At 38.1% G+C, this 15,323-nt stretch carries 8 protein-coding genes; 1 reads left to right on the forward strand and 7 read right to left on the reverse strand.

The genetic code is table 11. From position 1 onward, the window contains the following. Positions 1-43: 43 nt before the first annotated feature. The 6 genes from AC1DPQ_RS03300 to AC1DPQ_RS03325 all read right to left on the reverse strand — a co-directional run bounded on the left by AC1DPQ_RS03300 (position 44) and on the right by AC1DPQ_RS03325 (position 12,048). Positions 44-3,184, reverse strand: coding sequence for a SusC/RagA family TonB-linked outer membrane protein (locus tag AC1DPQ_RS03300; RefSeq protein WP_477607921.1), 3,141 nt, complete (start codon positions 3,182-3,184; stop codon positions 44-46). 346 nt (positions 3,185-3,530) lie between these two features. Beyond that, positions 3,531-4,013 carry a lipid-binding protein gene (locus AC1DPQ_RS03305; RefSeq protein WP_477582225.1) on the reverse strand — a complete coding sequence of 161 codons (483 nt, stop codon included), beginning with the start codon at positions 4,011-4,013 and terminating at the stop codon, positions 3,531-3,533. Between the two features lie 11 nt (positions 4,014-4,024). Continuing rightward, complete coding sequence (locus AC1DPQ_RS03310) at positions 4,025-4,546, reverse strand: immunoglobulin-like domain-containing protein (RefSeq protein WP_477582227.1); 522 nt, start codon at positions 4,544-4,546, stop codon at positions 4,025-4,027. Positions 4,547-4,696: 150 nt separating this feature from the next. Then, positions 4,697-6,169: a SusD/RagB family nutrient-binding outer membrane lipoprotein gene (locus AC1DPQ_RS03315; protein WP_477582229.1), complete on the reverse strand. Its 1,473-nt coding sequence runs from the start codon at positions 6,167-6,169 to the stop codon at positions 4,697-4,699. Between the two features lie 11 nt (positions 6,170-6,180). After that, positions 6,181-9,351 carry a SusC/RagA family TonB-linked outer membrane protein gene (locus tag AC1DPQ_RS03320; protein WP_477607923.1) on the reverse strand — a complete coding sequence of 1,057 codons (3,171 nt, stop codon included), beginning with the start codon at positions 9,349-9,351 and terminating at the stop codon, positions 6,181-6,183. Between the two features lie 201 nt (positions 9,352-9,552). Continuing rightward, the gene (locus AC1DPQ_RS03325; protein ID WP_477607925.1) at positions 9,553-12,048 is read right to left on the reverse strand and encodes a M14 family metallopeptidase; all 2,496 of its coding nucleotides are present in this window, start codon (positions 12,046-12,048) and stop codon (positions 9,553-9,555) included. Between the two features lie 84 nt (positions 12,049-12,132). On the opposite strand from AC1DPQ_RS03325, the gene AC1DPQ_RS03330 reads away from it, so the two are divergent. Further along, positions 12,133-13,434, forward strand: coding sequence for a UDP-N-acetylmuramoyl-tripeptide--D-alanyl-D-alanine ligase (locus AC1DPQ_RS03330; protein ID WP_477580648.1), 1,302 nt, complete (start codon positions 12,133-12,135; stop codon positions 13,432-13,434). Positions 13,435-13,660: 226 nt separating this feature from the next. Here the strand turns inward: AC1DPQ_RS03330 and AC1DPQ_RS03335 are convergent. Further along, positions 13,661-15,323 (reverse strand): TonB-dependent receptor domain-containing protein (locus tag AC1DPQ_RS03335; RefSeq protein ID WP_477607927.1); only part of this gene is annotated, 1,663 nt, incomplete at its 5' end.

Here is a 15,323-nt window from a genome sequence, read left to right on the forward strand (position 1 = left end):
ACTATGAATAAACCGTTATATATCTTTTTCATATGTATATGTATTAAAAAGTTAATGATAATGTAGCTCCATAAAAACGAGCTGGTGGCGTTTGACCAAGAGAGGTGATACCAATACCATTGTTATCAGAACCAGCAGCACTGTATTCAGGGTCTGTATAGATATTTGTTTTTGGTGTCCATATAAATAAGTTTCTACCTTGAACACTTACACGGGCTGCTTTAACATATTTCAAATTGCCTAAAACCGACTTAGGAATATCATAAGATAATGATAATTCTCTTAACTTCCAGAAAGCAGCTGAATAAGTATAATTTGTTGCAACACCTGTATTAGTTGGTCCGTTCGTCCAAAAATCGACACCACCTGTTCTGGTCGTAATATTGGTATTCTCTACATACGTATTCGTAGCAGGGTCTAAGTAAGAAGAGTTTGGAATCACAAAACGCTCACGGTTAAAATAGGTTGTTCTGATACCTGCTCCGGAAAAATCAAAACTTCCAGAGTTTTGCGCCATTACGAAACCGCCACGGTACTCAAATAATCCAGCTAAGCGGAATCCTTTGAAAGAAACTGCGGCATCAAGTCCTAAACGGTGTTTAGGTTCAGTGTTTCCTAAAACAGTTGTACCAGTAGTAACGCTCGGAAAACCTGTAATTTTATCAACAATAATTCTTCCCTGAGGATCTCTGTTGTAATCAGTTCCTTTTAATACAGGGAATGCTTCACCTTCAACAGCCCAAACACCTAGTGTAGTTGTTCCCGATAAACCTAACTGAGGAAGGCCGTTGCTAATTGAGACCACTTTGTTATCGTTATATGTATAGTTAGCACCCACAGTAACTTCTAATCCGTTACTTGTATTTCTGTAAGGAACCAAGCGAAGGTTTGTTTCAATACCTTTGTTACTTACTTCACCAGTATTGGTTAAGAAAGATGAAAAACCTGTTGAGTTAGCTACGTTAACGGGAACCGTTTGATCAGTAGTATTTGATTTGTAATAAGTGAAACTACCGGTAATTCTTGATTTTAATAATGAGAAATCAACACCACCTTCATAAGCTAAAGTAATTTCTGGTTTAATGTTTGGCGATACAATACGGTCACCCAAAGTAAATCCCGGAATTCCTCCATACGGGTAACCATAACCTTGACCAAATGTTGGCAACAATGCATAAGCACCGAAGTTAGAGCTATTACCTAAGTTAACATTACCCACTTTAGAAACACCACCTCTAATTTTTAAAGATTCAATTACGTTAGAGTTTTTCAAGAATGGAATTGCATCCGACGCAATGAACGAAATGTCGACAGCTGGGTAGAAAAATGATCTGCTTTCTGGTGCCAAAACTGATCTCCAATCATTTCTACCAGTAACGTGTAGGTACAAATAATCTCTGAAACCTAAGCGGGCGTCACCATAAACACCAATCTGTCTGGCTTTGAAATTTGTTTCACTAGCACTTGGATTTTGAAGACCATTAGAAATATTAAAGAAATCAGCCAGTGCTAAACCGCCATTCGTGCCAACATTTACACTTTTGTAAGTATTCTGTCTGATTGTAGCGCCAGCAATAACATTTAATGAGAAATCTTTAGAGAGTTTTTTGATGTATTGTGCCTGGAATTCTGGATTGATCTGAACATTGTATCCTGAATAATCACTCACACCGCCAACAACGTTTGAGAAGTTAGGCGTTTCCTTTAAACGATAATCTGAATAAGTGAATTTATTGGTTGTAGATTTATTGGCAAATGATCTGTTAGATAAATTCGCTCTAACCAATAAAGATAATTCCTTAATCGGATTCCATTTTAACTGAGCATTACCCGTTAAATAATCATTACGTGTAGCACTGCGGTTATTACCTAAAGCAAAGTATGGATTTTGATAGTATTCGTTATAATATCCATCAGGAGTAGAAAACGGGTCGTTTTTATAATCTTTGTACCTAGTTAAAGGGATTTCACCTGGTGATTGTAAAACGTTGTCATAAACTGTTGCAATTGCACTTGATTGATCGTAGCGATTTTGCACATAGTTTAAATTAAAACTAAAGGTGACATTGTTGCCTAAGTTACGCTCACCATTAACACGCATGGTAAACCTGTTGTATTTATCGCCAGGTACAGTACTTTTTTGATCGAAATACTGTCCAGAAAAATAATAGGTTCCTTTATCATCACCAGAAGACAAGTTAAAGTCTGTTTGGTTAGAGTAACCTGTTTCCCAAAAAGCATTTTTATTCTCGTCTGAATTAAATGAGTAAGGCACAGATTGGATCGAGCCATCAGCTAAAGGTTTACCAATCGGGCGAACAACGCCATCAAATGCCGGACCATATTGTTGGTTCTCAAATGGCGTATAAGTTGGTATATCATCATTACCCGTACCAGATCCAAAACGATCTTGTAACTGAGGTAAGAAACTTACCTGCTCAATATTAGTCGTGTGACTAACATTAATTGTTGACGAACCTCTTTTACCTTTTTTAGTTTGAATGATTAATGCGCCGTTAGAAGCATCAGAACCATAAAGTGCAGCAGCACCTGCTCCATTTAACACTTCAATGTTTTCAATATCTTCTGGATTTAAGTTTCCTAAGATATCACTTGGTACAATAACATTATCAACAACAACCAAAGCCTGGTTATTCCCCAACAATGAACGGTTACCCCTTAATACTAAACGGATACTTGGATTAACACCGCTACTTACCGCATTTACCTGCAAACCCGCAACCTTACCGGTAAGGGCACTCGCAACGTTAAATGCCTTGCCTTGAGTTAATTCTTCAGCTTTAACTGTAGTAGACTGGTTACCTTGTTGACGGCGCTGAATTGTAACACCACCGGCAGTTACAACAACCTCATTTAATGAGGTGACATCTGAATTTAAAACCGCGTTTACAACATTGTTAGCAGGAATAACAAACTCTTTTGTTGCATAACCTAAAAAGGTTACCACTAAAGTTTTACCATTTTTGGGAACGTTTAGTGAAAATTTTCCGTTAGCACCCGTTTGAGCACCTAAATTAGGGATTTCTTTTACCCTTACCGATGCACCAGGTACAGGAAGTCCATCTTCCTGAGATGTTACTGTACCAGATACTGTTCTTTCTTGGGCAAACGCCGAGGAGGCGCATAGCACAAGAATGAACAAACTTTGTAGAAGTTTTTTCATAATTTGAAAATAGGTTAGTTAATGATTTATAAAGGCTAATGTAGAGTTAGTTATGTATACAACCAAATTATTTTTAACAATTTTTAACATTTAACCCTTTTTTTTGTTAAAAAATAACTATTTGACAAAAAAAGCATCAAAAACCAACAAAACTAATAATTTAGTTAAAAATAACCGTCTTCATAGTTATACAAAAAATGAAATTTTAGAGCGGTTTAGGTTCTTAAATACCGCTTATTAAAAGGGTAGCATTTTAAAAATTTAAAGCCTTTGTTATAAATTTCTCTTAAAACAACAAGGCCCTCCAGAAATAATTATGGAGGGCCTTATTACTTATTACGAATAGTTAATGATCGTCTTCAACAAATTTTGTTCGGTGGTAACCTTTTAAGTGATAAACCGTTCCCGGATCATCCGAAAATTCAACATCCAATGCAATGGCATCGGTTGGTGCTTTAGATGATGGTCCCACGGCACCATTAGTTGTGATCTTTCCATTGGTTACCGTAAATTTTATACCACCTGTATAAGTACCTGCATTAATAATATTCTGCCCAGTAATGGTTTTGTTATCTAGGTTTACATTAACCTTACCAAAAACAGTTTGAGTTGAACTGCCCCAAAAATTAGTCAAATTTAACCACATCTGGCTTGATGAGTTATCAGCTGTATTGTAGGTAGAGATTCCATAATAATCGCCTTTACCATCAATCTGCACCCACCACTCACCAGATAGGTCCTGTACTGCTGTACCGCCAACTGGTTCATCTTTTTTACAAGCAGATATGCTTAGTACACAAAGTGTTAGTATATAAAAATATTTTTTCATCGCTCTATTGATTATTGTTTAACAAAAGTTCTAACCGCGGTACCATAACCAGGATTTTCAACTGCCCATGAATAATTGCCTGTAATTAAATCTTTACTCTCGGTATTTGACCCCCACGGCCCGCTATCGGTATTCTGTTGTGGAATATCAATTGTGCTACCAGTAGGGTTAATGGCAATTACGTTGACTGTTGTCCCAGTTGCTGCACCGCCGGGGTTATTTACCAGATAAGCGCCAGGGGCCAATTTAGTCCATTTTGTGATTGTTCCTGTAGCCGCCCTCAAATAGTTTCCCGAAAAATCATTCACTAATGCATCTGCCTTAGTATCATAAACCACCACAGATCTAGTTGCTGTGGCAGAAAAACCATCAGTATTTGTAGCTGCATAGGTAATCAAATAAACACCAGCTGTTGCTGTATTTGGCAGACCTGTAGTTTTTACTTCAATAGTACTTGTTCCTGCTACTGCTGTGGCGCCAGCATCCGTATAAGTTGCTCCTTTGGCAACTGCAACATACTTATCACCTTTCATAGTTAGTATTGGAAACACAGTTATTTTGGAAATACCTACATAACCTTCCGGATAGTCAAAGGACTCTTTTTTGCAAGAGCTATAAGTCATACTTATAACTCCCAATATGATTATTGTTAAATATCTTTTCATCTTTTTATCAATTAAATACTATTTACCCCACCAAACTTTAGTCGTAATTGGCACCTCTGTTGGTGTGTTGCTGTTTCTATCTCTTGATGAAGCAGGAAACACCAAACGTTTAGGAAACAACCCTGATGTAACTCCATTTTTCGAATACACCCACTGGCCAGCGATATAGCTAGCATCTGTCGAATATACTGTACTTGTTTTTGGATATCCCGTACGCTCTTGTTCGAAGAAACCTTCAAGGCTATGGGAGCCTGCGAAAGAGGCCCATTTTTGAACAATTATCTTTTCTAGTTTTTGTTCAAAAGTACCTGCTGGATATACTAGATAAGGTGCAGGAACTGCACTTACTGCTAATCCAACTTGAGTAAAAGCTGCCCTCACACCGTTTTGATACATAGCCGCAGCACCTGTACCCCCATAGTAGCGTTCTAGCGCCTCTGCCTGCATGAAATACGACTCGGCTGCAGAAATAAACCAAACTGGATCTTTAGCCGTTTGAGCAAAAACTGTTGCACTTGCATAAGTCGGCTGCTGGGTTGCTGTTGCAGTATAATCACCTTGGTTTATTGGCACAGGGCTAGCCGTTCCAAAATAATAATTAACCCTTGGATCGTTATTTGCGGACAACCAACTGGTAAAGGTTTTACTAGCCCTCAAGTTTGTAGTGGTATTTAAACGACGTACATTATATTCATAAAAAGGATTACTATTGTCTGGTGTACCATCAAATGTAGCAATACCTGCACTGGTGGTTAAAAAGTTCGCACCATCTGTATATAATTTTGTAATACCAGCCTGCGCTTCTGCAGGTTTTGCATTAACCATTCTTAAATACATTTTTAACTTTAAGGTATTTGCGAATTTAGTCCAAAGGCTCATATCGCCACCAAAAAGAAAATCGGTTTTCTTTTGGTCACTGCTTAACGCAATACTGGTATAATCTTTCGCAAGTGCTGCATCTATTTCTGCAAGTAGGCCCACGTAAATAGTATAGCCATCATCAAACTTAGGCTGCAGATTATCAATGCCTTTTAACGCTTCTGTATATGGAACTTTATCGTACAGATCCACCAGTACTTGATAAGTATAAGCTTTCATTACCGTGGCCATCAAATTATAGCGCCAATCACTTTTTGCTACAGCTAGGTTTATAGCCAATTGATAATCAGCTAATGCACCAGAGAATAACTCATTATAACTACCGTTAAAATCATTACGGGTTAATGCATAAGAATCAATTGTTTTATATTGATTTGAAGCATTTGCCTGTGTGTAATATTGAGCCCAAATGCCACCCAAAATGGTCAGATCACCGCCAACACGACCTGTAGTTGACATTACTGCTGAAGGAAACAACACTTCAGGAGTAGTGGTTTCAATTAAAGGGTTATTTGGACTTACGTTAATATCTAGCGTCTTCTTACATCCAAAGGCAAGTAACACTATTGCTGATAACATCAGCACTTTATATTTTATGTTATTATTTTTCATTACAAGATAGATTAAAATGAAACTTTTAATGATGCACCAAAGAACCTAACAGGAGGAGCAGTTCTAAACTCACCAAATTCACTTCCTAAATCGTTTCCGAAATTAGAAACCTCGGGATCAATAGTGTTGTTCGTTTTAGCTAACCAGGTTACAAGGTTTCTTCCAAAAACAGAGACTGATGCTCTTTGTGCGCCAACTTTGCCCACAATAGATTTAGGTAGGTTATAGCTTAAAGTGGCTTCCCTTAATTTTAAGAAAGATCTATCTAAAATACGGTTAGCATAAGCATCAGCCTTATTTGATGTATGGTAGTAAAAATCGTCGGTATTGGCTTCGGTAATAGGAGTAGTGTTTTCTACGTATGTACCGTTAGCTAATTTTTGAACAGAATTAGGAACAATAAACGGACGGCGATCATTATAAGTCGTCTTTTCATCTGCACCCACGAAGTTTAATAAATCGGCTGTTCCTGAATAAAACACACCACCTTTATGCCAATCTAACGTAAATGAAAGTGAAAAATCTTTATAACGGAACTGATTACTCAATCCCATTACGAAGTCTGGCACCGTTGATCCAAAACTTACGTTTTCAGAAGAATATACTGGATATCCGTTTGAATCAACAATAACCTGACCTGTTGGACTATAAGTACGTGTAGGCGCTTCAATAATACCTAATGGTTGACCAACACGGGCTACAAACTGCGCATCATAAGCCGAATTTAAAACGACCTTATCTAGTCCGATCGGCAATTCGGTTACTTTACTGTTTTCTTTTGTAAACGTGTAATTTAAATTCCAGTCAATATCCGTTGTTTTGATTGGTTTAATATTTACGGCAATTTCTACGCCCTTGTTACGAACCGAACCAAAGTTTACAATGTATGATGAATAGCCCGTTGCTGGATCAATAGGCAATGGGATAATTTGATCTTTTCTTAATTTATTGTAATAAGTTGCATCGATTCCAATACGATCCTTTAAAAACCTAATCTCAGCACCCAACTCTACCTCTTTAACACGTTCTGGTTTAAAGTTATTACTGTTCAACTGGTTAGAGATTGAGTAGCCTGGTACACCAAAAACAGGAAAAGTTAAGGTTCCAAAGCCTAAAGGAACGGATGTTCTTGTGGCGCTGTTAAATACACGATAAGGATCTGTATCACTTCCTGTTTCGCCATAACTTGCTCTAAATTTTAAAAAGCTGATGGGTGTTTTGGTTAAATCTATGGCTTGAGAAGCGATGAAAGCTAAACTCGAAGCAGGGTAGAAGTAATTATTGTTGTTCTGTGGAAGTGTTGACGACCAATCGTTTCTACCTGTTAGTGTTAAATATAGGTATTTGTTGTAACCTAGTGTTGCGGATGCATACGCGCCAAATAAGCGGCGATGTGATTCTGCACTTGTTGATGTTGGTTTGTTTGCTGAGTTATTAATCTGATAAAAACCTGGTATTGCTAAATCTTCGATACCCGTAGTCAATACCCTTGAACCACGATCATTGTAGTTAACACCAATTAAACCATCTAAATCGAAGTGGCTATTTAATTCTGTGTTAAATAGTGCATTTAATTTCGAATCGTACTCAAACGTTTTTACAGATCCATCGATTACATCACCGGCATCTGCTGCTCTCGAAGAACCTTCAATGTTCCCACCTGCATTATAACTACCTGGGCTCGGTGCATTTTTATTATGCCAGATTTTGCTAATGGCATTATCAATATCAGCACCTTGTTGGAATTGAAAACTTAACCAGCTTGCTGCTTTGTAATTCAAATTAATATTTCCATACACGCGGTCACTCTTGTACCTACTTCCATTCTCATAAATAGAGTAATAAGGATTTTCTGCATAAGGAGTAAAATAATTGTCAACGTTAAAGAATTTGTTTTTATAATCTTGAAGATCTTTAATTGGAATATCGCCAGGGATCTGTAGGATATCTTCATAAAATGAAGAACCGATACCTGAATTGCCACCTCCCTGATTGATAAATTTTGTAGTTTTACCAACATAGTTTAAAGATGCATCAGCGGAGAAATTTCCGTATTTGGTTGATCCTTTTAAGGTAAAGTTGTTTCTTTTATACGAATCATTATCAGACGGAAGATAGCCATTGCTGTAAATATTACCATAAGAAAAATAAGCCGTACTATTGTCATTTCCTCCACTCAAGGCAATATTATTATTTAACTCTATACCTGTAGTTAACGCATCCCTAACATTGTTTTTAATGAATGAAAAAGGTTTTAACAATTGAGAGTTATCAACTATTGCGCCCCATGATCTCAGTTGACCATCATATTTTGGACCCCAGTTACCATTCTCAGAAGGAATGTAAGTACCATCCCAGCCCTGCCCGAATTGATCTTGAAGCTTATAAACAGATGCTACATTGGTTAAAGTAGTAGCTGTAGAAAGATCTACCTTCAATTTGCCTGCTGCTCCTTTTTTAGTTGTAACAATCAAAACACCGTTCGATCCACGTGAACCATATAAGGCTGTTGCTGCTGATCCTTTTAAAATACTGATACTTTCTATGTTATTTGGATCAATATCATTTGCATTGTTACCAAAATCGTAATTGTTATCAGAACCTGCCGTCGAATTATCCAACGGAACTCCATCAACAACATATAAAGGCTGGTTACTTCCCGTTATGGAAGAATAACCTCTTAAAATAACCTTAGTTGATCCACCTGGCGCACCAGATGTGTTGGAAATATTTACCCCTGCAACTTTACCCTGCAAACCGCCAAATAAACTTGCTGGTGCAGATGCATTCACCTCTGCCGATTTTAAGGTACTTTGAGAATAACCCAAAGTTTTTGTGGCCTTGTTAACGCCCAAAGCAGTTACTACAACCTCGCCTAATGCTTTAGAATCAGTAGTTAGAACAGCATTAATTACGTTTGAGCTTCCGATCGGCTTGGTTTGAGATGTAAATCCAATAGAAGAGAATTCTATTGTTTTAGCATCTGATGAAACTCTAATGGAGAATTTCCCATTCGAATCGGTAGAGGTGCCACCAGCAGCCCCCTGAATTTTTACGCTTACTCCAGGAATTGGTAGTTTGTCTTCTAAAGACGTAACTGTTCCTGTGATTGTTCGATCCTGTGCCATTACGTTTACCGTAAAAAACATGAGGATGAACAAACTCTGTAGAAGTTTTTTCATAGTAGAAATAGGTTAGTTAATGTATTAAAATTTATGCTAAATTAGAGTTAGTTAACTCCTGAAGCAAATTTATTTTAACTATTTTTAACTAATGGCATCTTAAATGCCCCCTGAGGCCCATTTCACAGGCGTAACTTTTTTATGCTAATTAAACTTTTAACTAAAAATCTAGTAATCAGCGCCTGTTTTCAAGTACGGTTGTTAATATCCACAAAAAATTATATTCTCAAATAGGGTTTTTCCACCCTCCCAGAAGTTTCTAAACAGCGGGTCGTTAGCCAAATAAACTACTTTGCCCCGCCCAAAATCTTGTACGCCGATTAAAAGCCCGGTTTTAAGCTCTTCCCTTGCTTTTTTACCCACTACACCGGCCATTAAACTTTTTTCGTTAATTAAACCCACATTCCACCCCTTAACAAAGGGCTCATAAATTTTACGGTCTGTTTTTAAACTGTAGTAGGTTTTACCCAGGCCATAAGAAAAAGGGTGACTAGCATCGAGATTGATCCGGTAAATTGCACCGGGTATGGTCGTTTCGAAATCATCTCTGTCCTTATCCCTGAAAAGGAGTTTGTTTGCCTCTGGCTTTTCATCTTTTTTTACAACCGCTTCCTTCTTTTTAATATCAAATCCTTTTTTCTCGAATACACTTTCTATAGCATCTTCCATCAAAATCAATTTTCCTCCTTTATTTATCCATGCGGTTAAACCATCACCAATAAAAGCGCTATAACCTCCATCCGGCAAGATTAAGGTGTTTACCTTATTAATATCCAGGTTATTCAGGTCCTTGACATTAATAATACTTGGTGAAAGATTTAGATCATGCTCAAGAAAAAACCAAACTTCGCCAAACGCAAGAGAAGAAACCTCCATGCCAGATACAATGGCAATTTTAGGCTGTTTTAACAATGGATAAACATTAGAGCCAAAATCCTTCCCCTTCTCTACAAAACCACTGCTAACTGCCTGAATTGGCCTGTTTAAGATTTTGGCGATCGATGTAACCTTATCTTTCATCCCTTTGATCAGTCTTTCGTTTTCTGCCCTCAACACAATTAAGGTTCCGGCAGGATAGTCCTTACCGTTTACCACAAATGGCTGATCGGCCTGTCTAACTTTTATATTTTCTTTTTGCAGCGCAGTTAAAACCTGAACATCTTCGCCTGTTCCCCAGCTAAATAACCAGGCCAGGGGCTTCTCAAGTTCATTACTGATTACCTTTGCCTCTTCAATTGCTGAATATTTCCCTTTAATACTTTCTTTACTGGCATAACCTTTTAATCCGTATACATAAGGTAGGGCCCATGCAGTAATATCATAAGTATTAGAGTCGGTTACAAGAGTTTGGGGCTCTAATAAAACGTTCGCCAAAACGGCCCTTGGCTGCTGAATATTAACAATTAAATCGTTACGGGCGATGCTAAAACTTTCCTCCTTTTGGGTATCGTAATCATAACCTCTTCCCATTTTATCACCACCAAAAGCAAATTCGATTTTGTTTTTGGTTAGCAGTTCAGCCAGTTTTTTTAAGCGTGACAAATTAGTCGCTTTTATGATATAACTTTTATAAACACCAGGGCTATTGGCTAATTCCTGCTGGAAATATTTTTTATACTCCGCTAATAACTTCTGATGATTTAAGGAAGTTACTTCAAGGGTAGACATTCCTGTTGTAAAGTGATGTGCGATGCGGTCTTTTAAGGTTAACGTATCGCCATCGTTAGTCACCACAGATAATCCGGCCCTGATTCCACCCTGCTCATAGGTCATGCCTATTGATCCATTGTATAAGGGATAAGTATCGCCATAAGATGGATATAGTAAATCAAAACGCTCTTTGGTGAAGTACTGCCAACCTTCCGCATCAAAATACCTGGCGTTGTTTTTACCTACCACTACCTGGAAACTTTTTTGCCAGGGCGTAATGTCCTGGTGAACCGGTTCTGCTGCCGGTGCAAAATAATAAGGTTCATTATAACTTTGCTCGTGAAAATCGACATGTACCTGTGGCATCCATTGGTTATACAGCGCTAACCTTTGCACGCTTTCAACCTGGGTTTGCCAGGCCCAATCGCGGTTTAGATCAAAATAATAATGGTTTGGTCTGCCGCCTGGCCATGGCTCTATGTGTTCTCTTGATAACGGATCAGCATTGGGTGTTTTACCCACCACACTATTAAAATAATTCACATAACGGTCTCTTCCATCGGGGTTTAAACAAGGGTCAATCACCACAACTGTATTTTTTAACCATTCTGTTGCAGGTTTATTAACACCCGAAACTAAGGTATAAAGCATCTTCATTGAAGTTTCGGTTGAGTTTGCCTCATTACCATGCACATTATAACTTAACCAAAGTATGGCAGGCTGATTTGTTAAATCCACACTATTATTGGTACCAGTTGCCAAAGCTAAATTGTTATTCCTAATCTGTTCGAGTTTGGTTATGTYTTCTAGTGAAGAAACAACTGCCACCATTAAAGGTCTGCCTTCATTGGTTTTACCGTATTCTATCAGTTTCATGTTTTTAGCAGAAGCCGCAGCGGTTTGTCTAAAATAATCGGTCACTTTATGGTGCGGGGTAAAGTGCGAACCCAGCTCGTATCCTAAAAAGTCGTCGGGAGATTTTACCTGAGCATGTACAAATAAAATAGAAGTAAGGGAGATTAGGCAGAACGTCAACAGTCTCTTCATGTTAAAATAATTTTACCTAATGTACTAATTTTGTTTTTTGTTAATGCGAAAGCTTAATTTTACATCATATTTTTTACCATAGGCATGATTACAACCGAAAGATTATACGATTACTACCAAGAAAACCCTGTTATTTCTACCGATACAAGAAACATTAGCCCTGGTTGTATCTTTTTTGCGCTTAAGGGAGATCTTTTTAATGCCAACGAATTTGCTGCTCAAGCTATTGAAAAAGGCGCAGCTTATGCAGTTGTAGATGAAGAAAAGTATGCCAAAAACAGTCAATGCCTATTGGTTGAAAATGTATTAAGCACTTTGCAGGATCTGGCACGTTATCACCGCAAACAATTAAATATCCCGGTAATCGGTTTAACGGGCAGTAATGGCAAAACAACCAGCAAAGAATTGGTAAATGCTGTTTTAGCAGAACGATACAAAACCTTTGCCACATTCGGCAATTTAAACAATCACATTGGTGTTCCGCTATCTATCTTGTCCATCACCGGTGAGGTGCAGATCGCGGTAATCGAAATGGGAGCAAACCATCAGAAGGAAATAGAGCTACTTTGTACCATTGCTCAGCCCACACATGGCATTATTACCAATGTTGGCATGGCACATTTAGATGGATTCGGCGGATTTGAAGGGGTAAAAAAGGGCAAAGCAGAACTTTATGCCTATTTAAAAGAAACCCATGGTTATACTTTTATCAATAGAGACAATCCATACTTGCTTGAAATGAGCACTGCCGCAGGTTTAAACAAACTGATTTATTATGGAACAGAAAACGGCAATACCATTAAAGGTAAATTAAAAAGCAGCGACCCTTTTATTGAGGTAGATTGGACCAACCATGAGGTTTCTTCTTCTGTTAAAACCAATTTAACAGGTAGTTATAATTTCGAAAACATTCTTGCTGCAATCTGTATTGGCGATTTCTTTGATATGACTCCGGATGAAATCAATTCCGGTTTATCTAATTATCAGCCAAAAAATAACCGTTCTCAGTTAACCAAAACAGAAAAGAATACGGTAATCTGCGATTTTTATAATGCAAACCCAAGCAGCATGACCGCTGCACTGAAAAATATTGTAGTATTATCGGCCGATAAAAAGACTGCTATTTTGGGTGGTATGTTTGAGCTTGGACCAGAATCTTATGGCCAGCATGAACTCATTGCGAAACAGGCTAATGAAAGCGGCTTAGATCAGCTAATTTTTATCGGGAAGGATTTCTATTCATTTAAAGACAAGTTTAAGGGCACATTTTTCGAAAGTCCGGCCGAAGCAGCCGCATATTTACAGGAAAACCCGGTTCAGGATCATTTGGTATTGTTAAAAGGATCAAGAGGAATGAAACTGGAGAGTTTGTTACAATATCTGTAGTTTCAAATCCACGAAGAGCAGTATCGGTAACTTAAACATTCTGCTGTCAGTTTGAGCTTGTCGAAGACCTCTTAATTTTCGAAATAAATAAAACATTTGTCCTTCGACAGGCTCAGGATGACAACGTTTTATTATTTCTCCCTAAGGGAATGGCATTACCTTAGAGGCGTAAAACCAAAAAAGTGCCCCGATTTAAAATCTGGACGCTTTTCTTTTTTAAATTTCTTTAAAATGTACAGGCAATTTTGCCATACACATACCTACCGCTAAAACCAAACTGGCTAACAGCTCTTGAGTACAAAAACCTACCATTCGAGGTATTGTCTAATCCCCCTGAATAATTGCCCGCAGCGTTTCCGCTCAAATTATTTTCATTATTACGCGGATCGATATATAATTTATCAGGGTAAACATCAAAAATATTATTGGCCCCAACGGTAACCGACCAGGTTTTATTTGCGGCATAACTTACCGAGAAATCTGTTATCCATTTAGGCGCAAAAGTCTGATCCAATTGCGTAGGTAAGCCGTTGGCAGCAACATTGGGATCGATAGCATTTAAATAGGTAACCTCGCCAAAACGAACTGTTCTTGCCACAAACGATAGTTTATTTACATTATAAGTTGCGGTGATATTCAGTTTGTTTTTAGGCACAGAACTTTCGAAACGGGAGCGTTCTAAACGATCGAAAAGTTTAGCCTTTAATGTAGGATCACTTTCAATTTTATCAGAACCCTGAATACTTCTCACCACGGTTTTGTTAACGTTACCAGCAACACTTAAAATTAAGCTGCTTTTTGCGCCCAAATTGAACTTATTGGTTAAAACAACATCGATACCTGCGGTATTGGTGGTAATGGCGTTGGTAAAAAACTGTACACTGTTAATTTGTGCCGCTGGATCTACCGTATTTAAAATCTGATTCACCACGCCGGTTGGCACTAAAACACCACCAGCACGTTCGCGGGCATACTGGCTGGAGAAAACAATCCGGTCGCTGATATCGATATTATAAGCATCTATGGTAAAAGTAAAAGTTTTGGCAATTCTGCCTGCTAAGCCTAAACTTCCCGATTTAGAAATTTCAGGTTTTAATGCGCCTACACCAAATTGGGCCACAATAGGATTTGCATTATTTACAGTTAAAACCTGCGTTGCATTGGTGCCTACAAACTGTGTACTCTCATTATTAAAATATTGTTGGTGTAAAGATGGTGCCCTAAATCCTGTGGAATAAGCTCCACGCAGCGAAATATCACCAAAAAGTTTAACCTTACCTGTAAATTTATACGAGAAGTTAGAACCAAAATCACTGTAATTTTCGTAACGGCCAGCAGCCCCTAAAGTTACCCGGGGCCCAAACTCGGCTTCAAGATCGGCATAAGCACCAACATTGTGCCTCGATTTATCCAATGCGTTGCTCGGTTTAAAGCCTGGGAATACCTGCGCACCTGATGCTGTAGGGGATGTTCCGATTAATCTTCCACCATTTGAATACGACAAAAGCTCACCTTCTTTGATCTGGTAATTATCTATCCTGAATTCAGCACCAAATGCCGTATTTAATGAAGTTAAAAATCCACCGTCAAAAGTGTGCTTTTTGCTTAAATCAAGATTACTGGTGTTTTGTCTGAACAACAATTCTCCTGCATAAAACGAAGTAGGACTAGTGCCTGTTGGTAATGAGGCATTTACCGTGTTGTCAATATTAAACTCAATGGTATTTTCTCCACTTGTATTACTTAGGTCGTAATCCCAAGCGCCTATTTTACCCCTCAATCCGGCTGAGAATGAATAATCATTAATCTTGGTATCGATGAAAGGCAAAAATCCATTAGGATAGATGGATAAATCAATCTGTGTTGTTTGTGTTGGCAGGCGATAAAAC

This window comes from Pedobacter sp. 01T416_2, from assembly GCF_056398925.1.